Origin of the sequence: Steroidobacter gossypii, assembly GCF_016801985.1 — a bacterium.
Lineage (GTDB): Bacteria > Pseudomonadota > Gammaproteobacteria > Steroidobacterales > Steroidobacteraceae > Steroidobacter > Steroidobacter gossypii.
Genome location: NZ_JAEVLS010000001.1, coordinates 1,610,546 through 1,630,533, shown reverse-complemented (window position 1 = coordinate 1,630,533; position 19,988 = coordinate 1,610,546). Strand labels below are relative to the sequence as shown.

Sequence of the window (19,988 nt, the reverse complement as noted above, 5' to 3'; positions counted from 1 at the left end):
CGACCGGGTCACGCTCCGAGAAACATCTTGTACGCCGGGTTGTCGGTTTCTTCCGCGTAGACGTATTTGAGCTCGCGGACGTGCAGCTCGAACTCCGTGCTTTCGGCAGGAGGGATCTGGATGCCCACCATGATGCGGCCGTAGTCGGAACCGTGATTGCGGTAGTGAAACAGCGTGATGTTCCAACGCGTGCCGATAGCGTTCAGGAATTTCAACAATGCGCCGGGGCGCTCGGGGAATTCGAAACGGAACAGTCGCTCGTGACTGAGGCCACGGGCGTGGCCGCCGATCATGTATCGGACGTGCAGCTTGGCGACTTCGTTGTCGCTCATGTCGTGCACGGTATAACCCGAGTCCTTCAGTGACTTGATCACCGCTTCTTTTTCGCGCCGGCCATCACTGAGCCCGAAGCCGACGAACAGCTGCGCCGAGGTTGCATCGCTGAAGCGATAGTTGAACTCGGTGATGCTGCGCCGACCGAGGGCTTCACAGAAGCGCAGGAAGCTCCCCTTCACTTCCGGAATCTCCACCGAGATCAGCGCCTCGCGCTGGCCGCCGATATCGGCGCGCTCGGCCACGTGACGCAGCCGGTCGAAATTCACATTGGCGCCGCAGTTGATGGCGACGAAAGTGCGGTCACGACACTGCTCACGCGCCACGTAACGCTTGATGCCGGCGACCGACAACGCGCCCGACGGCTCGACGATGGTGCGATTCTCTTCGAAGATGTCCTGCATGGCCGCGCAGATCTCGTCCGTGCTGACCAGCATGATCTCGTCGACGTACTCACGCACCAGACGGAATGTTTCTTCGCCCACCCGACGCACGGCGACGCCATCGGCGAAGATGCCGACCCGATCCAGCGTGATGCGCTTGCCGGCCTGCATGGACTGGTACATGGCGTCCGCATCGTCGGGCTCGACGCCGATGATCTTGATCTTGGGAAACAGGTACTTCACATACGCGGCGATGCCGGCGATCAATCCGCCGCCGCCCACCGCGACGAATATGGCATCGATCTGCTCGCCGGCGCACTGGCGCAGCAGTTCCATGCCGATGGTGCCCTGACCGGCGATCACATCCGGATCGTCGAAAGGATGAATGAACGCCAGCTGGCGCTCGCTCATCAGCTTCATCGCATGCTCGTAGGCTTGATCGTAGTCGTCGCCGTGGAGCACCACTTCCGCGCCATGATCCAGCACCGCCTGAACTTTGATCTGCGGCGTGGTCTGAGGCATGACGATCGTCGCCGGGATACCCCGGCGCTTGGCGGCAAGCGCCACGCCCTGCGCGTGATTGCCCGCCGAAGCGCAGATCACGCCGCGTTTGGCGGCAGTGTCCGACAGGTGTGCGATCTTGTTGTAGGCGCCACGAATCTTGAACGAGAACACCGGTTGCAGATCCTCTCGCTTGAAGAGGACCGAATTGCCCAAACGGCGGCTCAGCCGTGGGGCCGCGTCCAGCGGCGTGGCGATGGCGACGTCATAGACGCGCGCCTTGAGAATACGCTCGAGGTAATCGTGGGACATACAGGCCAGGATACCGCATCTCTGCGATAATGCGCGCCGCTCGCCACCCGGCGGATGAACATCTGAACGTCTTACTCTGCAACGACTCGGCCGTTACGACCTCATGAACGATTCGACCGCCCGTCTCACTCGCCGCGACCTGCTCGCCACCAGCCTGATGACGTCGCTGGGCGCTGCCGCCCTGGGCGCGGCGTCGAGCGCCGGCGCGCAGCCCATCGGCAGCATGCCCTCCACCACCAAGGAGCTGTGGCAGTGGTTTCGCACCCAGCCGGTGCTGGATCTGCAAAGAACATATCTAGACGTGGCCGGCGCCGGCCCAACGCTGCGCGCGGCGATGGCGACCGAATATCGTGTGCGTGACTCCCAGAGCTTGAACATCGCGGCCTTCGCCGACGGGCAATGGAGCGCCGAAACCACGCGTATCGCGACCGCCTTCGGCGGCTTCATCGGCTGCGACGCCGACGAAATCATGTTCACTCGCGGCACTGGCGAGGCGATCGCCACCGTGGCGAACGGCCTGGATCTGAACGCGGGCGATGAGATTTTGACCACCACTCGCGAGCACCCCGCCACGCTCAGCCCCTGGCTGTTGCTGGCCCGACGGCGCGGCATCGTGGTCAAGCAGATCGACCTGCCCGCGCCCATGGAGGGTCCGGAACAGGCCTTGGGTCTGTTTGCTGGCGCGGTGACCGATCGCACCCGAGTGCTGCTGTTCTCGCACGTTCAGTACGCCGACGGCACGTTGATGCCGGTCCAGGATCTGTGTCAGTTCGCCCGCCAGCGCAATCTGATCAGCGTGGTCGACGGCGCGCAGGCGCTCGGCATGCTGGATTTCCAGCTGCGCGACCTCGGTTGCGATTTCTACGGCACGTCGTTTCACAAGTGGCTCGGCGGCAGCAACGGCACCGGCATGTTGTACGTTCGCCGAGACATGCTCGATCGCATCTGGCCTTCGCAGCCGCGCGGCATCGACGCTTCGCCGCCGGTGATCACGCCCACGCAGTCCAAAGGTCACATGGGCGTGCCGGCAGCGCTGCACAAGTTAGGAAACATCGTGCCGCTCACGTGGCCCTCGTTGCGTGGCGCTGAAGTGGCGCTCGACTTCCATCGTCAGGTGCTGCGCAGTCGCATCGAAGCGCGCATTCGTGAGCTGACCATTTACGCGCGCCTGCGCCTGCAACAGCTGCCGGGCTTGGATTTGCTGACACCGGGCCGCCCTGGCTTGTGGGCCGGCATTCTTTCGTTCCATGTGCCCGGCCGTCAGGCGTCCGATATCACATTGGGGCTGGTGCGCGGTCATCGCGTCTTCGCGCGTGACATGCAGTGGCCGGGCAAGAGCGAAGGCGCGGTCCGCATCTCGCTGCACGCGTTCAATACGCACGACGAAGTGGACAGGTTGTTCAACGGCCTGCAGCAGGTGCTGCGTTGAGCGGCGCCGGGATCGATCCGTGGAGCTGAGTTATCTTCTGCTCATGGGCAGCCTGAGCGGCCTGGCCGCGGTGCTGGCCCATTCGGTGCTGTATTCCATTTATGAGATGATCCGCTGGCGTGGCTCGAGCTTCAGCACGCTGAGCCTCACCGATGCATTCCTGCACCTGATCTGCGGCACGGGGCTCGGCCTGTTGTTCTGGCTGAGCTGGGGGCTGGCGGGGATGGTCGATGTGCCCTGGTGGTTCCGGGGTGTGTCGTTCGCGATGCTGTGCTGGGTGCCGGTATCGCTGCCCGCAGTGGTGGGCGCGTGGATCACGTCGCCGCCCGAGCGCGGCCTGTCGGCGAAAGCGACGGCAATGATGGCGTCGCGCTGGGCGATGACCTGCCTGATCGCAGGCCTCACCTGTGCCTGGAGCTGGGAACGCTCGGTTTGACCGAGCGCTGACCCAGCTCGATCAGGGTTCACCGATCGAAGAACTCGCGAGCCACCGAAGTGAAGCGCTGAGGCGCGGCGCTCAGGAAGCCCTGGCCGTAGTCTGGCAGGTCGAGCATCGAGCCATTCGGCAGCGAGGCGCGAGCGCGGCCTGAGTGCTCCCAGAACTCGTCCTTCAGCCGCAGCACCAACGCCGACTGCTTCACCAGCGGCAGCCGCTCCGACACCGGATACTCGATCATCGACACCAACGCACGCCCGCCACTGCTGCCAGCGCGCAGACGATCGGCGAGTTCGTCGGTCAGCGCGCCGATGGGTGCGCCTGGACCGCGACGCTCGAGCACTCGACGCCACTCCTCACTTACGTCGCTACCGTCTTCACGCGACCCCGGCGAGGATACGTTCTGCAACAGCGCCGCCCGGTCCTGAGCGGAGTAAGAAGGCACGCCCCACAGCAGCACGCGACGGATCAGTTGCGGCCGAGCGATGGCGAGCTCGGCGGCGATCAGCGCGCCGAGCTGAAAACCGGCGAGATCTACCGTGCGCAGGCGCAGCCCGTCGATGAAATCTGCGATGGCCGCGGCGAGATCGGCGACTGTCGCCTTGCTGCTGGCCGGGTCGGAATTGCCATGACCGGGAAGATCGGGCGCATAGACGCTGCGGTCATGCCCCAGCTCACGCAGGATGGGTGCGAACAGCCGACCCGAACCGCCACTGTGATGCAGACAGACAACCGGTGTACGCTCGTCGAAACCGCCGCCCGATGGGTAAGCCGTAGACAGATGAATCTGGCCGAAACGGCTCTCGGCGTAGGAGCGGCGCACATGCACGACGGCAGGTTGCGGCAAAGGCAGGCGGTTGCGGTATTTGGCTTGGATCACTCGAAGTCCTCTTTTAGGACGCTCCATGCGGTCGACGCCTCCGTGCGAGTTGAGCGTGGCTCGTCGCGAGCCCGCGCGAAGCTCGCGTATTCAAGCGAGGCCGCGCACTTGCTGGACAGTCGCGAGTGTACGTAGCGATGCCTGCGAAGAAATGGATGCACTTCTCAGATGCACAGCGCAGGTCGGCCGCTTGGTTAGACTAATGTCAATTCACGATTGATTACATGGGCTCAACACGAGGCACACCGATGATTTGCATGCCGTCTCTTCGCAGCTACGAGCGCAGGCATTGTCATAAGCAAAAACCGCACAGCGCCCTGCGGTCCTCCATGCGGGCCACGCTCGCGCTGATGTTCGGCATCGCCCTCGCCGGCACGACGCACGCCGAGCCCTACAGCGCGGCGGCGATGTGGCAACTACAGCGGCTCGGCGAGCCGGATATTTCTCCCGACGGCCGCCTCGCGGTCGTGCCGGTGACGCGCTACGACGTCGACAAGAACAAGGGCGAGACGGATCTGTGGCTGGTGCCCACCAAGCCTGGCAAGGCGCGGCAGCTCACCAGCACCGCCGGCTCGGCGTCTTCGCCGGTGTGGAGCCCGGATGGCGAGATGATCGCGTTCGTCGCCAAGCGCGGCGACGACAAACAACAGCAGCTTTATGTCATTGCCGTCGACGGTGGCGAAGCGCGTCGGGTGACCAACGTCCCAACCGGCGTGATTGCTCCGAAGTGGTTTCCCGATTCGCGACGCATCGCCTTTCTGTCGCAGGTCTGGACGGATCTGGCGAGCTGGGCCGAGATGGAAAAGCGCATGACCGAACGCAGTGAAGCGAAAATGACCGCAAAGGTTTGGGACAAGGCGCCGGTGAGTCATTGGGATCATTTTCTCGACGATCGCCAGACCCATATTTATTCCATCAGCATCGACGGCGGCGAACCGCAAGCCATCACGCGCAACTCCGGGGTCGCGCTGGATCGCGCCGAGCCGGATGCCAATTCTTATGACATCTCGCCGGATGGCGCCGAGGTCGCGTTCGCGGTCAACACCGATCGCAGCGGCATCGATCCCAACTTCGATGTGTTCACGCTGCCGGTGGAAGGCGGCTCGCCGCAGAATCTCACCAATCTCACTCAGGACAATCCGGCCGACGACTTCGGTCCGCTGTACAGTCCCGACGGTCGATCGCTCGCGTTTCGCCGGCAAACCATCAAAGGTTTCTACGCCGATCGCGCGCGCCTGATGTTATTCGATCGTCGCGCCAGCAAGCTGCGCAACCTGACCGAGAACTGGGATCGAACGGCCGATGGGCTGGTGTGGGCGCCAGACAGCGGATCGTTGTTTGGCTCCATCGACGACGCCGGTACGCGTCGCATCTATCGCTTCGACATCGGCGGCGGTGAACCCAAGGCCGTGACTCGCGAGCACAGCTTCGGCTCGCTCGCCATCGCCGGCAGCGGCCCGGTGATCGTCGGCTTGCGTCAGAGCTTCAGCGAGCCGCCGACGCTCGTCAGCATCATTCCGCGCACGGGCGCCGCCACCAAGCTGTCCGATTTCAACGATGCGCTGCTGGCCAAACTCACGCCGGGCAAGGTGGAGAGCGTCACTTATAAAGGCGCGAACAACGAAGACGTGCAGATGTGGGTGGTATATCCGCCGAACTTCTCCCCGGACCGCAAGTGGCCACTGTACCTGTTGCTGCATGGGGGCCCGCATAACGGCGCCATCGACGGCTATCAGTGGCGCTGGAACGCGCAGATCTTCGCCAACTGGGGCTACGTAACCGCCTGGCACAACTTCCATGGCTCGAGCGGCTTCGGCCAGGCCTGGACCGACTCCATCACCAAGGAATGGATGGCGCTGCCGTACGAGGACACCATCAAGGCCGCCGACTGGTTCCGCGCCCAGCCATGGATCGACACTGAACGAATGGCCGCTGGCGGTGGCAGTTATGGCGGCTATCTTGCGTCTGCTCTGTTGGGCAAGCCGCATCCGTTCAAAACATTGGTAGCGCACGCAGCGGTGTACAACTCATATACACAGATCGCCAGCGACTACGGTGCGGACAAATCGCGCCATGGCGAGTTCTGGGAAGACGTCGAGCGCTTCACACGCAACTCGCCGCACAGCTTCGCCGCGAACTTCACTACTCCGACGCTGGTGATTCACGGTCAGCTCGACATGCGCGTGCCGGTGAATCATGGCCTCGAGCTGTTCAACACCCTGCAGAACCGCGGCGTGCCCAGCAAGCTGGTGTACTTCCCCGACGAGAACCATTGGATCTTGAAGCCGCAGAACTCGCTGTTCTGGTACGAGACCAAGCGCCAATGGCTGGAGAAATACGTGCGCCCAGGACCGGGCGAAGCAACCCCGGTGTCGGCCACCGGCAGTGAAGCCACTCAAACACAGGTGTCGCAATGACTATCAATCGACGCGAAGCTTTGCTGATGGCGGGCGCCGCCACGCTGCTCGCGGGACAAACATTCGCCGCGAGCAACAAATCGAAGCCGCTGAAGGTGTTGATCCTCGGCGGCACCGGCATCAGCGGCCCGCACCTGGTGCGTGAACTGCGCGCTGCCGGTCATCAAGTCACTCTGCTCAATCGTGGCAAACGCAATCCGGGCTTGTTCAAGGACGACGTCGAGACGCTGATCGGCGATCGCGCCGGCCCGCTCGACATGCTCAAGGGTCGCGACTGGGACGTGGCCGTGGACAATTCCGGTTACTTCCCCGCCCAGGTGCAGCGGAGCGCCGAGCTGCTGAAGGATCACGTGCAGCACTACATCTATGTATCGAGCATTTCCGCGTACGCCGATCTCACGCCACCGGGCATCGACGAGGACTACAAACTCGCCGAGCTGAAAGATCCGAACGCCACGGAAATCACCAATGACAACTACGGAGGTTTGAAGGCGGCCTGCGAAAAGGTCGTCGAACAAACTTTCGGCGCGCGTCAGGCAGTGATTCGGCCTTCATACATCGTCGGCCCGGGCGATTCGTCCGATCGCTTCACTTACTGGCCGGTGCGAGTGGCGCGCGGTGGCGAGATGCTGGCGCCGGGCACGCCGTCGGATCCGGTGCAGTTCATCGACGTGCGCGACATGGCCGAGTTCATGCACGCCTGCGTCGAACGCAAGATCCAGGGCCGTTACAACCTTTGCAATCCGCCGGGCGCGGTGACCATGGGGCAGTTGCTCGAGGCCAGCAGGCGCGTCTCCCGATCGAATGCGTCGTTCGTGTGGGCGAGTCAGTCGTTTCTCGAACAGCACAAGGCGCTGGAGAGCGGCGAGATTCCGATCTGGGCGCCGCCGGTCGGCAAGGAAGCGGGCGCGACGCTGGTCAGCTCGGCGCGAGCGGTCGCGCAGGGTCTGCGATTCCGCGACCTCGAGGTGACCATCAAGGACACGCTGGCCTGGCACGAACAGCGTCCCGCCGAACAAAAAGCCAAGCTGCGCGCCGGGCTCACTGCTGAACGGGAAACCGAGCTGCTCAAGCAGTTGAAAGCCCTGGCGTGATTCGAATGTGACATATATCCGGCGGCGATCACCAATCGCCGCCGTGGTCTCATCCAACTCGCCGCGCCCGTCGAACAGAAGTGGACTCTCGTCCTCACCGGAGTGACGATAGTGTCCTGCTTCTGGAGACCGTCATGTCGTCAATCGTCATCCGCTCGGCAGCCCGATCCTTCCGCGCCCGCCTCGCGCTCGGCTGTATCGCGCTGGCCGTGCTCAGCGCATGCAACCACGGCGGCAACGAGCCGACCGCGGCATTGCCTGGCGAGCCGGCCGAAATCGCTTGGGCCCGCAGCGCGCTGGAACGCAATCCGCGTTACGAGGTGCTCGCGAGCGATACCAGGACGCGCGTGTTCACCGTACGTGATCGCACGACCGGTCAGGTTCAAACGATCCATCTGAACGACCTGGCCGCCGCGCCAGTTGCGCAGCTGAATGCTCCGACTCCTGCCATTGCAGCGGCTGCTCCGCCGGCAGCACCAACGGCAAGTACACAGCCGGCCGACCCTGCACCGTTGAACTATGCCCCGGCGCAAGCTCCGACTGCCGCCGAACCAGCTACTCCAACGCGCGCTGCTGAAGAACCGGCGCGAGTCGTCGACAACTCGCCGGCAGCCGCTGCCGAACGAGCGCAAGCCGCCGAAGCGGCCTACACCATCGAACGCACGGGCGGACAGCTGCGGGTCTCCGGTCCCGGGGTCAGCATCGTGAGCTCCGGCAAGAGCTCGGCGTCTCAATCGCGCAACGTCGCGGGCACGCAGCCCAGCGAGCCCATCATTTGCGAAGGCAAGCGCATGTTGAAGCTCGACGACCGCAAGATCTATGTCGAAGGCGACGCCATCATCGCTCGCGGCGGTTGCGAGCTTTACATCACCAACAGCCACGTGGTCGCCACCGGCACGGGCCTGATCGTCGAAGACGCGATCGTGCACGTGGCCAACAGCCACATCGAAGGGCTCAACGGCTCGTTCAACGCCACCGACCGCGCCAGGATGTTCGTGCGCACCTCGACCTTCGAGGGCGTGCCGCGCCGGGCCGAGTTCGCCAGCGTGCTCGATCAGGGCGGCAACGAGTGGCGCTGATCCAGGACCCAAGCGCCGTCTGACATTGGCGGCGCATCGCGCGGCGGCACTAAACTAGCGCCGCCGTGCAAGACTCGACTCCTCCAGCGCAGCCCCGCGCCAACCGTTTATTCACCGTTCGCCGCGTGGCGGGCTTGCTGCTGCTCGCCACGCTCGCGGCGTACCCATTCCTGCGCAGTTGCTCGCCCGAGGAGCCCGAGCCTGTCATCCCGCCCGCGCCGATCAGGGAAGAATTTCACGCCAGTAAACCTTTACGTCTGGAGCTGAGAAGCGAGGCCGACAATCCGGACCTCTCGTGGTTGCGCCTCGAACTGAATCACCTGCTGACTCGCGGCAAGATGCACATGACCGCGATCTCGACCGATCCGGCCGCCGAGCCGAAAATCTTCACTCTGCGCATCACGTTCAGTGGCGACGGGGAGCAGGCGACGCTCGCCTTGATCGCGCCCGACGATGTCGTCGATCGGCAGAATGCGCTGGCGTTGCCGAATGAATCTCGTCTCGCTGTCATGCGCGCCTTCGCATCTGAGTTGCCGCGGTTCCTGAATGCCGCGCACGCCACTGGCGATTGGACCTCGTTGCTGGGCACCGACGATGACAAGGCGTACGACACGTTTTTGACCACCTCGCTGGAGTGGTCCGGTCCGGAAAGCTCGGGCTTCACGCAACCGTCGAACGCGCCTCGCCGCGCCCGTTCGGTGGAGCGCCTGGAAGGGTTGGTTCGTAGTCATCCCAAATTCGCTCGCGCGTGGGGCTCGCTGGCTACCGGCTATCTCAGCCTCGGTGGCGAAGATGAAACATCGCTGACGCAGCTGGCCGAAACCACGGCAGAGCACGCGCTCACACTCGATGAAGCCAGCGCCGAGGCGTACGCCGCGCTCGGCCTGGTTCATTTACGTCGTAACGAATGGGTTGCTGCTCGCGAAAGTTTTCAGCGCGCCTTGACCCTCGACGCGCAGACAGCCGCCGCACTGGAAGGCCTCACCTGTTTGCTGGTCGATGCGGGACGCTATAAACAAGCCGCCCCGCTCGGCGCCCAAGCCGTCGCTCTGCAACCGCAGAGCACGGGCGCGACCGAATGTTTCGCATATACGCTGACCACCACCGCAGCGCCGCCCGCGATTCAAGCGGTGCCCTCGACAGTGCAGGCGTTGGAAGCCCTGCTGGCGGGCCGACACGATTCGGCCAGAAACATATTGAAAGCGTCGATCGGCACGCAGGATTTTTCGCGCTGGGGCGAGCCGCTGCTGCGCGCGGCGGAAAATCGTCGTCGCATCCCGCAGGCGTTGCAAGCCGTCACGCTCGCGGCGAGTGAGCAGCAGATCGATCCGGCCACGGAGATTCTGTGTGGCGCAGCTTTGAAGCAGCCGGAGTTTGTTTTCAATCGCATGTCACGTCTGCAACGTCAGGGCGAAAGCCTGCCGCTGCGAGTGCTGTGGATGCCGCAGACCAGATTCCTTCGCGACCACTCCCGCTTCGAAGAAATCGTCAGCGCGGCCGGCCTGCCCGCGTTCTGGCAGGAGCAAGGCGTGCCCGATGTCTGCTCCGCCGAGCCCGCGCTATACGGCTGCAAGATCCAACCGAGCACCGCCAGCAAATCCACGGCGCGGCGCTGATGATCGCCGCAGCTAAGTCGTTGATTACCGGTCGGTAGAGAACCCGCGGTGCGGAATTCTTTGCACTGCGGTAAAAGCCCTCAAAGTGCGCCATAATGCCCGCCCCGCGACGTTGAGCCGATTCGGCGGAACAACCCCGCCGAGCGCTTTATTCCGCCTCGCGGTCCGATCATTCAAGCCACAGGAGACGCACCGATGGGGGCAATCAACGCTGTGACCGACCTGTCCGTGGAAGACGGGATCGCGATCATCACAATCAACTATCCGCCCGTGAATGCGCTGTCGCATGCGGTCCGCGAAGGCATCGTCCAGGGCGTGCAGCAGGCCAGCGCGGACGCTGCGATCAAAGGACTGGTTTTAATTTGTGACGGTCGGACCTTCATGGCCGGCGCGGATATCACCGAGTTCGGCAAGCCGCCGAAATCGCCGTGGCTGCCCGAGGTGATCGAGGTCATCGAGAACACCAGCAAGCCGGTGACCGCCGCCATCCATGGCACTGCCCTCGGCGGCGGCCTGGAAGTCGCGCTGGGTTGTCACTATCGCGTCGCTGTTCCTTCCGCCAAATGCGGTCTGCCGGAAGTTCATCTCGGCTTGCTGCCGGGCGCCGGTGGCACGCAACGCCTGCCTCGCATCGTCGGCCCGCAGAAAGCGCTGGAGATGGTCACTTCCGGTGCTCACATCGACGCCAAGACCGCGCATGCCGCGGGTCTCATCGACGAACTCGTGGCGGAAGGCGGCCTGCGCGCGGGCGCGATTGCCTTCGCCAAGAAAGTCGTCGCCGAGAATCGCCCGCTCAAGAAAGTGCGCGATCTGAATGACAAGGTCGAAGCGGCGCGCGGCCAGCCGGAAATCTTCGCCGATTTCCGCAAGGCCAACGCTCGCAAGTTCCGCGGCTTTCTCGCCCCCGAATACAACATTCGCTGTATCGAGGCTGCGGTGAATCTGCCGTTCGATGAAGGCCTGGCCGTCGAGCGCAAGTTGTTCCAGGAACTGATGGGCGGCGTGCAGTCCGCCGCGCAGCGCTATGTGTTCTTCGCCGAACGCGAAGTGTGGAAGATCCCCGATGTGCCGTCCGACACGCCGACCCTGCCGATCGCCAAAGTCGGCGTCATCGGCGCGGGCACCATGGGTGGCGGCATCGCGATGAACTTCGCGAACGTCGGCATTCCCGTGACCATCGTCGAAACCAAGCAGGAAGCGCTGGAACGCGGCCTCGGCGTGATTCGCAAGAATTACGAGACTACCGCCAAGCGCGGCAAGCTCAAGGCCGAAGATGTCGAAAAGCGCATGGGCCTGCTGACCGGCACGCTGGAGCTGGAAAAGCTGGCCGATTGCGACCTGATCATCGAAGCCGTGTTCGAGAACATGGACGTGAAAAAAGACGTGTTCGGCAAGCTCGACAGGATCGCCAAGCAAGGCGCCATCCTCGCTTCCAACACTTCGTATCTGGACATCAACGAGATCGCCAGCGCCACCTCGCGCCCCGAGTGGGTCATCGGCCTGCACTTCTTCTCACCGGCCAACGTGATGCGTCTGCTGGAAGTGGTGCGCGGCGCGAAGACTTCTAAGCCAGTTATCGCCACTTCCATGCAACTGGCCAAGAAGATCGGCAAGGTCGCGGTGCTGGTCGGCGTGTGCCACGGTTTCGTCGGCAATCGCATGCTGGCCGCGCGTCAGGCGCAGGCCCAGGCCATGCTGATGGAAGGCGCGATGCCGTGGGATGTCGACAAGCCGTTGTATGACTTCGGCATGCCCATGGGACCGTTTGCGATGGGCGATCTGGCGGGCCTGGACATCGGCTGGAGCAAAGAAACATCCAAGAGCTCGACGGTGCGCGAGGTGCTGTGCGAAATGGATCGCCGCGGCCAGAAGACCGGCGCGGGCTTCTACGACTACGACGAGCAGCGCAACGCCAAGCCCTCACCCGTCACCGAGAAGATCATCAAGGACTTCATGGCCAAAGCCGGCGCGACGCCGCGCCAGATTTCCGAGCAGGAAATCATCGAGCGCTGCATCTATCCCATGATCAACGAAGGCGCCAGGATTCTCGAAGAGAAGATTGCGATCCGTCCGTCCGACATCGATATCGTCTGGATCAACGGCTACGGCTGGCCGGCCTATCGCGGCGGCCCGATGTTCTATGCCGACACCGTCGGGCTCGCCACCGTGGTTGCCAAGTTGAAGGAACATGCGCCCAAGCTCGGCGCGGGCTTCAGCATCTCGCCGTTGCTCGAGAAGCTCGCCGCCGAAGGCAGGAAGTTTCAGGATCTGAAGTGAACGCTCGGCGTACCGATAGACCAACCAAGGAATCCACTCATGCGTGAAGCAGTCATTGTTTCCACCGCACGCACGCCGATCGGCAAAGCCTATCGCGGCGCGTTCAACAACACTCAGGGTCAGGAGCTGGCCGGTCACGCCATCGCGGAAGCGGTGAAGCGCGCCGGCATCGATGGCGCGGAAGTCGAGGATGTGATTCTCGGCTGCGCGCTCCAGCAAGGCTCGACCGGCGGCAACGTCGCTCGTCAGGCGCTGCTGCGCGCCGGCCTGCCCGTCACCGTGTCCGGCATGTCCATGGACCGTCAGTGCTCCTCGGGCCTGATGGCAATTGCCACGGCCGCGAAACAGATCGTTCACGACGGCATGCAGATCGCCATCGGCGGCGGGGTCGAATCGATCTCGCTGGTCCAGAACGACAAAATGAACAGATTCCGCGCCGCCGATCCATGGCTGGTGAAGAACATTCCGCAGATCTACATGACGATGATCGAGACTGCGGAAATCGTTGCCGAACGCTACGGCGTGAGCCGCGAAGCGCAGGATCAGTATGCATTGCAGTCTCAGCAGCGCACGGCCGTGGCGCAATCCGAAGGCCGCTATGACGCTGAGATCGCACCGCTGGCTTCAGTGATGATCGTGACGGACAAAGAAACCGGCGCCACCTCCGAAAAGCCTGTGACTCTGAAGCTCGACGAAGGCAATCGCCCCAAGACCACGCTGCCGGACCTGCAGGGCTTGCAGCCCGTGTTCAAGGACGGACAGCGCATCAAGGAAGGCAAGTTCATCACCGCCGGCAATGCTTCGCAGCTCTCCGATGGCGCGGCGGCGCTGGTGTTGATGGAAGCGAAAGAGGCCGAGAAGCGCGGCCTGAAACCGCTGGGCGCTTACCGCGGCATGATGGTCGCGGCATGCGATCCGGACGAAATGGGCATCGGCCCGGTGTTCGCGGTGCCGAAGCTGCTGAAGCAGCATGGCTTGAAAATGGACGACATCGGCATCTGGGAGTTGAACGAAGCGTTCGCGAGCCAGGTGCTGTACATCCGCGACAAGCTCGGCATTCCCAACGACAAGCTCAATGTGTCCGGCGGCGCGATTTCCATCGGCCATCCGTATGGCATGTCGGGCGCACGCATGACGGGCCATCTGCTGATCGAAGGCAAGCGCCGCGGCGCCAAGTACGGCATCGTGACCATGTGCGTGGGCGGCGGCATGGGCGCAGCGGGCTTGTTCGAGATCTTCTAACACGATCTTGTAGACTGGCGGCCGTCAAGGGCGGGACGAAGGTCCCGCCCGGAGATCACCGCGGATGTCTGCTTCGGACAAAGAAGTTACAGCGCCGCCCTCCTCCGGGCGGCCCCGCAAGTCGGCACGGGCCGGCAGCAAATACGCGCGCAAACAACAGACCATCATCGCGGCCGCCAGCGAGATCATGAATCGCGACGGGGTCAAAGGCATGACGCTCGCCGACGTGGCGAGTCGCGTCGGCCTGCTCACCACCAGCATCACGTATTACTTCCGGAAAAAAGAAGATCTGGCGGTGGCCTGCTTCCTCGACGCCATTGGCCGCACCGAGGCGCTGGTCGACATGGCGGCGCAGGAATCCGAGGCACGTGAGCGCGTGCAACGACTGCTGCAACTGTGGCTGCAACTGCGCCATCGCATCGTCGCTGGCGAGGAGCCGCCCGTCGCACTGTTCGGCGACATGCGCACGCTACAAAAGCCACAGCGCACCGTGGTCGGCGATGCGTACCGGCGCTTCTTCGCAAAACTCTGCGCGCTGTTCGAAACGCCCGAGTGCTCGTGGATGACCGCAACTCAACGTGCCGCGCGCGCTCACATCCTGAGCGAGCAAGTGTTCTGGGCGGTGATCTGGTTACGACGTTATGACGTCGACGACTTCGAGCGCGTGCACCGGCGTATATGCGACATCCTGTTGAATGGCTTCGCCGGCCGGGGCCGTACCTGGCGCAATGTGCAGGTGTCGCTCGATGACATGCTGCCCGCCGCATCCGGCTCCGCCGCGCAGGAAACGTTCCTGATCGCGGCTACGCGATTGATCAACGAGCGCGGCTATCGCGGCGCTTCGGTCGAAAAGATTTCCGAACGACTCAACGTCACCAAGGGCTCGTTCTACTACCACCACGACGCCAAAGACGACCTGGTGGTCGCCTGCTTCCAGCGCAGCTTCGACACCATGCGCCGCATTCAGCGTACCGTGCTTGCGCAGAGCGACGATCAATGGGAACAGTTGATGACGCTCGCGGCGGCGTTGATCGTCTATCAGATGTCGGAGCGCGGCCCGCTGTTGCGCACTTCAGCGTTGGTAGCGTTGCCGCTGTCCATGCGCCAGGAAATGATCGACGCTTACGCTCGGGTTTCGAATCGCTTCGCCGGCGTGATCGCCGACGGCATCACCGCCGGGTCGATACGCGCGATCGACCCGATGATTGGCGCGCAAGTGTTTTCTGCGACTTTGAATGCGTCCGCGGAATATCGCTGGTGGGTGCCAGGCGCCACCGGCGAGCAAACCCATGAGCTGTACGCCAAGCCCATGCTGATGGGATTGTTCGCGAAATAACGCTAGCGAATGAATGCGGTGGCCGCCACGTCCGTGGCGGCTCCGAAATCGGCCTAGAACATTTCCGAAGCGTCCGGCGGGCGGATCTGCGTCGGCGTATTGCGAGAGTTGATGTGCTGGCCGGTGATCATTTCATCGTAGGCCTGGCCGGGGCCGACCATCGGATACACGCCCGCGTCCGGATCGATCATGACTTCGAGGAACGCCGGGCCCTTGAACTCGATGAACTCGCGGACCACGCGCTCCACATCTTGTTTGCGATCCAGGCGCACCGCGTATTGGAAGCCATCCGCCTGCGCGGCCTTGATGAAATCCTTCTTGTGCAGCGACTTGTCGCTGGCCGACAGGCGGCCCTTGAAGAACAGCTTCTGCCACTGCTTGACCATGCCGTCACCGCAGTTGTTCAACACTACGATCTTCACCGGCAGGTCATAGGTCGTGACCGTCTCCAGCTCGCCCAGGTTCATGCGAATGCTGGCGTCGCCGTCGACGTCGATGACCAGCTTGTCTGGATTGGCGAGCTGCGCGCCGATCGCCGCCGGCAGACCGAAACCCATGGTGCCCATGCTGCCCGAGGTGAGCCACAGGCGCGGGTTACGGAAGTCGAAGTATTGAGCGGACCACATCTGATGCTGGCCCACACCGGTGCTGATGATGGCTTCGCCCTTGGTCAGCCGGTTGATCTCTTCGATGACGTGATACGGCTGAATCAGCGTGCTGTCGCGATCGTAGTTCATCGCATGATCGCGACGGAGCTGCGCGCAATGCTCGACCCATGAGGTCCAGTCGCGCTTGAAACTGGCGCGACGGCCATACGTGAGCAACGTACGTAGCGCTTCGGGCAGCATGCCGACGTGGTGCCACTGCACCGGCTTCACCTTGTTGACTTCGGACGCGTCGATGTCGATCTGCGCGATGCGCTTGGCGTTCGGCGCGAACTTCGGCGGATTGCCGGCGACGCGATCGTCGAATCGCGCACCGAGCGTGATCAGGAAATCGCAATCGTCGACGGCATAGTTGGCGAAGGCCGCGCCGTGCATCCCGAGCATGCGCATCGACAGATGATGAGTGGTATCGAATGCGCCGAGACCCATCAACGTGGTGACGACTGGGATGTTGAATTCGATGGCCAGCTCGCGCAGCGCCGGCGCTGCGCCGGATTGAATCACGCCACCGCCCGCATAGATGAGTGGCCGTTTGGCTTCGCCAAGCATGCTGAAGAATTCGGCGCACTGCGTCTCGGACAACGTGCTGCGCAGGAGCCGGTTCATGCGATGCCGATAACCCGGCACTGGCAACCGGCCTGTGCCTTGGAAGGCGCCGCGCCAGTTCTGCACGTCCTTGGGAATGTCGATGACCACTGGCCCGGGCCGACCGGTGCGGGCGATCTCGAACGCGGTTCGCACCGTGGCTTCCAGCTTTGCAGCGTCAGTCACCAGGAAGATGTGCTTCGCCACCGAGCCCATGATGCTGGCCACCGGGGCTTCCTGGAACGCATCGCTGCCGATGGCGCCCGTCGGCACCTGGCCGCAGATGACCACAATGGGGATGGAATCCGCCATACAGTCCCGTACCGGGGTGACCGTGTTGGTCGCACCCGGACCGGAAGTCACGACGCACACACCGACCTTGCCCGTGGCTCTGGCGTACCCTGCCGCCATGAAGCCGGCGCCCTGCTCGTTCGCCGGCACCACCAGCGGCATGGGCTGGCGGCCCTCTTTCACGCCGTCGCGGTTGTGGACGAAGATCGCGTCGTATGTCGGCAGGATCGCGCCGCCGCTGTACCCAAATACCGTCTCCACGCCCTCGTCGGCGAGCACCTGAACGATGATCTCGGCGCCTGACATCTGCTTGCCGGCAAGCGGGTGGCTGGCGGCGGAGAGCGCGGCAGGACTATGTTTCACGTCTGTTTTCCGGAAAAAAATGCGCCCGGGGCGCGTGTGGCGACCGGGTTTATGCGACCGGGGGAGCCTACAGCAAGCTGAGCCTCAGCGTCCATTTGGCACCCCACCCCCTCTTTCCCGCTTTTCGCCCCCGGTATTTGACGTGTGGCTCCCCTCGCGGCCAGAAGACCCATCCCTGCCCCCTCCGGTGCATGGCCCCGTGCACGGGAGGGAGAAGATAATTTTGATTTTTGCCTGCGGCGGACTTTCGGAACAGAGGTGTTCGAACGGTTGCCGCCGACGGAGGCGGCGTGCGCCCCCCGGGCCCGCGAGCCTCTTTCCAAACGACACACGCCACCGCAACGCAGATGAGCTAGGCAACCCGCCACCGCCTCCCCTATGCTCTCCGACCCTTTCGCCTGCCAACAGTGGCGCGACCGATGACATCTATAGTGACGCCTCGACCCGAGGCCTGGACCACTCCTGCGACCGCCAAAGGATCCGCGATGAGCACCCGCAAGCGCCACATCGTTTCCATCCTGCTACAGAACGAAGTCGGCGCCCTGACGCGCGTCGCCAGTCTGTTCTCCACGCGCGGCTACAACATCGAGTCGCTGAACGTGGCGCCCACCGAAGATCCGACCGTGTCGCGACTCACTCTGGTCACGACCGGCACCGAAGCGGTCGTGCAGCAGATCGTCAATCAGTCGCTCAAGCTCATCGACGTGGTGAACGTCGACGACGTGACGCGCGATCAGCACGTCGAGCGCGAGCTTTTGTTACTTAAATTGCGCGTGCCGGCCTCGCAACTGGCCGCAGTCAACTCCGCTGTGCAAAAGGCCGGTGGAAAAGTCTTGTCGGATGACCCGGAAAGCTATACCGTCGAACTCACCGATAGTGAAGCGCAGATCAACAGGTTCATTGCCGAAGCGGGGAATCTCGGCGAAGTTCTTGAAGTCGTGCGCAGCGGTGCACTGGCGATGCTGCGAGGAGCGACCACGCTCCGCGCCTGATCGACTGGCGTCAAGGAGTTCTCTGCAAACATCACGGGCAGGATGTTTCGGGGACGCGCTCAATTCTTTGAACGTGTGCCTGCAAACCTGGACCTGCGGATGATGCTTGGGAGAGACGATGTATCGCCTGTATGACTATCTGCCCTCCGGTAACGGCTACAAAGTGCGCTTGGTGCTCAAGCAGCTGGCGCTGCCGTACGAGCTGATCCAGCTCGATATCAAGGTCGGCGCCACGCGCACTCCGGAGTTTCTGGCGAAAAATCCCAACGGTCGCATTCCGGTGCTGGAGATTCCGGGCAAGGGTTATCTGTCCGAGAGCCACGCCATCATTTCTTACCTGGCCGAAGGCTCCGCGCTGATTCCCGAAGACGCCTATGAGCGCGCGCGCATGTGGCAGTGGATGTGCTTCGAGCAATACAACCTCGAACCCAACCTCGGCACCGTGCGATTTTGGCTGAAGATGCTCGGCAAGACTCGCGCGGAGCTCGGCGAGAAGCTGATCGAAAAGAAAAAGATCGGCTATGCCGCGCTCGACGTGCTCGAAGACGGGCTCCGCGAACGGACCTACCTGGTCGCCGAACAGTTCTCGCTCGCAGACATCGCGCTGTACGCGTACACGCATGTCGCGCACGAAGGCGGTTTCGATCTCGCGCCTTATCCGAACATACGCAGCTGGTGCGACCGCGTGTCGTCGCAGCCGCGGTGGGCCCCCATCACCTCGACCTGATCGATCTCAGGGGACCAACACTGTGGAGCCCGTAGTGCGACGGGCTTCCAGATCCGCGTGCGCGCGGGCCGCTTCTTTGAGCGGATACGTCTGGCCGATCTGCACTTTGATCGCGCCGCGAGCCATGAGATCGAACAACTCCTGCGCGGCCTTGCTGAGCGCCGAACGCGTTCCAGTGAAATGGAACGTGGTCGGTCGTGTGAGATACAGCGAGCCGCGCTTCGACAGCTCCAAGGGCGAGATCTCTGGCGGCGGGCCGGATGCATTGCCGTAACTGACCATCATGCCGCGCACTCGCAACGTATCCAGCGAGCGCATGAAAGTGTCCTTGCCGACAGAGTCATAGGCCACCGCGACGCCTCGGCCGCCCGTGATGGCTCTGGCTTGCGCGACCCAATCGTCGTCGCTGAGCAAAACGTGTTGTGCGCCCAACTCTCGCACCATATCCGCCTTCGCAGCAGAGCCGACTACTGCGATCACGACCGCGCCGAGATGACGGGCCCACTGCACGAGAATCGAACCAACGCCGCCAGCTGCAGCGTGCACCAACAGCGCATCGCCTCTGCGCACTTTGTAGACCTGACGCAGCAACATATGCGCAGTCAGGCCTTTGAGCGTCGCGGCGGCGGCCGTGTTGTCGTCGATGTCATCGGGGATCTTCACGAGCCGATCGGACTGCATCACGCGCGCTTCGGCGTAAGAGCCGGAGCCGCTTGCGGAATACGCGACCCGATCGCCGACCTGCACATATTTCACGCCGGGCCCGACGGCTTCGACAATTCCGGCCGCTTCCTTGCCCGGCGTGCCCGGCAGCGGCACCTGATACAGGCCGTTGCGCTCGTAGACGTCGATGAAGTTCAGGCCTACCGCGGTATGGCGCAATCTCACCTGGTCGCGCGCAGGCTCGGGCAGCTCGATGGATTCCCAACGCAATACGTCGGGACCGCCAGTCTCGTGGAAACGAATGATGCCGGTCATGCGGGCATTCTAGCCCGAGCCGGATCTCAGGCGGCGGTGCGCGCCGCCTGTG

Annotated in this window: 15 protein-coding genes; 11 read left to right on the top strand and 4 right to left on the bottom strand. The window is 63.3% G+C overall.

What is annotated here, in order from left to right:
* Nucleotides 1-8: 8 nt before the first annotated feature.
* Entirely contained in the window at nt 9-1,529 is a 1,521-nt protein-coding gene (gene ilvA / locus JM946_RS07100) for a threonine ammonia-lyase, biosynthetic (protein ID WP_203166448.1), read from the bottom strand.
* A gap of 103 nt (nt 1,530-1,632) precedes the next feature.
* Between ilvA and JM946_RS07095 the strand changes: the two genes are divergently transcribed.
* Nucleotides 1,633-2,958, top strand: a complete 1,326-nt coding sequence (locus tag JM946_RS07095; protein WP_203166447.1) for an aminotransferase class V-fold PLP-dependent enzyme — start codon at nt 1,633-1,635, stop codon at nt 2,956-2,958.
* A gap of 43 nt (nt 2,959-3,001) precedes the next feature.
* Nucleotides 3,002-3,394: a hypothetical protein gene (locus JM946_RS07090; protein WP_218042630.1), complete on the top strand. Its 393-nt coding sequence runs from the start codon at nt 3,002-3,004 to the stop codon at nt 3,392-3,394.
* 28 nt (nt 3,395-3,422) lie between these two features.
* Here the strand turns inward: JM946_RS07090 and JM946_RS07085 are convergent, their stop codons facing one another.
* Complete coding sequence (locus JM946_RS07085; protein WP_203166445.1) at nt 3,423-4,274, bottom strand: alpha/beta fold hydrolase; 852 nt, start codon at nt 4,272-4,274, stop codon at nt 3,423-3,425.
* A gap of 329 nt (nt 4,275-4,603) precedes the next feature.
* Between JM946_RS07085 and JM946_RS07080 the strand changes: the two genes are divergently transcribed.
* The 7 genes from JM946_RS07080 (at nt 4,604) to JM946_RS07050 (ending at nt 15,335) form a co-directional block, all read left to right on the top strand.
* A complete protein-coding gene (locus JM946_RS07080) occupies nt 4,604-6,691 on the top strand; it encodes a S9 family peptidase (protein ID WP_203166444.1) in 2,088 nt (695 codons plus the stop codon).
* A complete protein-coding gene (locus JM946_RS07075) occupies nt 6,688-7,785 on the top strand; it encodes an NAD-dependent epimerase/dehydratase family protein (protein WP_203166443.1) in 1,098 nt (365 codons plus the stop codon). Before JM946_RS07080 ends, JM946_RS07075 begins: the two co-directional genes overlap by 4 nt.
* 134 nt (nt 7,786-7,919) lie before the next feature.
* Entirely contained in the window at nt 7,920-8,864 is a 945-nt protein-coding gene (locus JM946_RS07070; RefSeq protein ID WP_203166442.1) for a hypothetical protein, read from the top strand.
* A 65-nt stretch (nt 8,865-8,929) separates the two neighbouring features.
* The gene (locus tag JM946_RS07065; protein ID WP_203166441.1) at nt 8,930-10,480 is read left to right on the top strand and encodes a tetratricopeptide repeat protein; all 1,551 of its coding nucleotides are present in this window, start codon (nt 8,930-8,932) and stop codon (nt 10,478-10,480) included.
* A 195-nt stretch (nt 10,481-10,675) separates the two neighbouring features.
* The gene (locus tag JM946_RS07060; protein WP_203166440.1) at nt 10,676-12,757 is read left to right on the top strand and encodes a 3-hydroxyacyl-CoA dehydrogenase NAD-binding domain-containing protein; all 2,082 of its coding nucleotides are present in this window, start codon (nt 10,676-10,678) and stop codon (nt 12,755-12,757) included.
* Nucleotides 12,758-12,796: 39 nt separating this feature from the next.
* A complete protein-coding gene (locus JM946_RS07055) occupies nt 12,797-13,999 on the top strand; it encodes an acetyl-CoA C-acyltransferase (RefSeq protein WP_203166439.1) in 1,203 nt (400 codons plus the stop codon).
* A gap of 64 nt (nt 14,000-14,063) precedes the next feature.
* Nucleotides 14,064-15,335, top strand: coding sequence for a TetR/AcrR family transcriptional regulator (locus JM946_RS07050; protein WP_203166438.1), 1,272 nt, complete (start codon nt 14,064-14,066; stop codon nt 15,333-15,335).
* A gap of 53 nt (nt 15,336-15,388) precedes the next feature.
* Here the strand turns inward: JM946_RS07050 and ilvB are convergent, their stop codons facing one another.
* The gene (gene ilvB, locus JM946_RS07045) at nt 15,389-17,182 is read right to left on the bottom strand and encodes a biosynthetic-type acetolactate synthase large subunit (protein WP_203166578.1); all 1,794 of its coding nucleotides are present in this window, start codon (nt 17,180-17,182) and stop codon (nt 15,389-15,391) included.
* 542 nt (nt 17,183-17,724) lie between these two features.
* Between ilvB and ilvN the strand changes: the two genes are divergently transcribed.
* Together ilvN and JM946_RS07035 are read left to right on the top strand one after the other, a co-directional pair.
* Nucleotides 17,725-18,231: an acetolactate synthase small subunit gene (ilvN, locus tag JM946_RS07040; RefSeq protein ID WP_203166437.1), complete on the top strand. Its 507-nt coding sequence runs from the start codon at nt 17,725-17,727 to the stop codon at nt 18,229-18,231.
* 118 nt (nt 18,232-18,349) lie between these two features.
* Nucleotides 18,350-18,958 (top strand): glutathione S-transferase family protein, encoded by a 609-nt coding sequence (locus JM946_RS07035; protein WP_203166436.1) that lies wholly within the window; start codon nt 18,350-18,352, stop codon nt 18,956-18,958.
* 6 nt (nt 18,959-18,964) lie between these two features.
* On the opposite strand, the gene JM946_RS07030 is transcribed toward JM946_RS07035, so the two are convergent.
* Nucleotides 18,965-19,936 carry a quinone oxidoreductase family protein gene (locus JM946_RS07030; protein ID WP_203166435.1) on the bottom strand — a complete coding sequence of 324 codons (972 nt, stop codon included), beginning with the start codon at nt 19,934-19,936 and terminating at the stop codon, nt 18,965-18,967.
* Between the last annotated feature and the right edge of the window lie 52 nt (nt 19,937-19,988).

What these genes read in the sequence shown, in the direction of transcription:
- JM946_RS07090 (WP_218042630.1), top strand. Translation starts at nt 3,002, where the DNA reads ATGGGCAGCCTGAGCGGCCTGGCCGCGGTGCTGGCCCATTCGGTGCTG.
- ilvB (WP_203166578.1), bottom strand. Translation starts at nt 17,182, where the DNA reads ATGTCAGGCGCCGAGATCATCGTTCAGGTGCTCGCCGACGAGGGCGTG.
- JM946_RS07050 (WP_203166438.1), top strand. Translation starts at nt 14,064, where the DNA reads ATGTCTGCTTCGGACAAAGAAGTTACAGCGCCGCCCTCCTCCGGGCGG.
- ilvA (WP_203166448.1), bottom strand. Translation starts at nt 1,529, where the DNA reads ATGTCCCACGATTACCTCGAGCGTATTCTCAAGGCGCGCGTCTATGAC.
- JM946_RS07055 (WP_203166439.1), top strand. Translation starts at nt 12,797, where the DNA reads ATGCGTGAAGCAGTCATTGTTTCCACCGCACGCACGCCGATCGGCAAA.
- JM946_RS07030 (WP_203166435.1), bottom strand. Translation starts at nt 19,936, where the DNA reads ATGACCGGCATCATTCGTTTCCACGAGACTGGCGGTCCCGACGTATTG.
- JM946_RS07095 (WP_203166447.1), top strand. Translation starts at nt 1,633, where the DNA reads ATGAACGATTCGACCGCCCGTCTCACTCGCCGCGACCTGCTCGCCACC.
- JM946_RS07060 (WP_203166440.1), top strand. Translation starts at nt 10,676, where the DNA reads ATGGGGGCAATCAACGCTGTGACCGACCTGTCCGTGGAAGACGGGATC.
- JM946_RS07080 (WP_203166444.1), top strand. Translation starts at nt 4,604, where the DNA reads ATGCGGGCCACGCTCGCGCTGATGTTCGGCATCGCCCTCGCCGGCACG.
- ilvN (WP_203166437.1), top strand. Translation starts at nt 17,725, where the DNA reads ATGAGCACCCGCAAGCGCCACATCGTTTCCATCCTGCTACAGAACGAA.
- JM946_RS07035 (WP_203166436.1), top strand. Translation starts at nt 18,350, where the DNA reads ATGTATCGCCTGTATGACTATCTGCCCTCCGGTAACGGCTACAAAGTG.
- JM946_RS07070 (WP_203166442.1), top strand. Translation starts at nt 7,920, where the DNA reads ATGTCGTCAATCGTCATCCGCTCGGCAGCCCGATCCTTCCGCGCCCGC.
- JM946_RS07075 (WP_203166443.1), top strand. Translation starts at nt 6,688, where the DNA reads ATGACTATCAATCGACGCGAAGCTTTGCTGATGGCGGGCGCCGCCACG.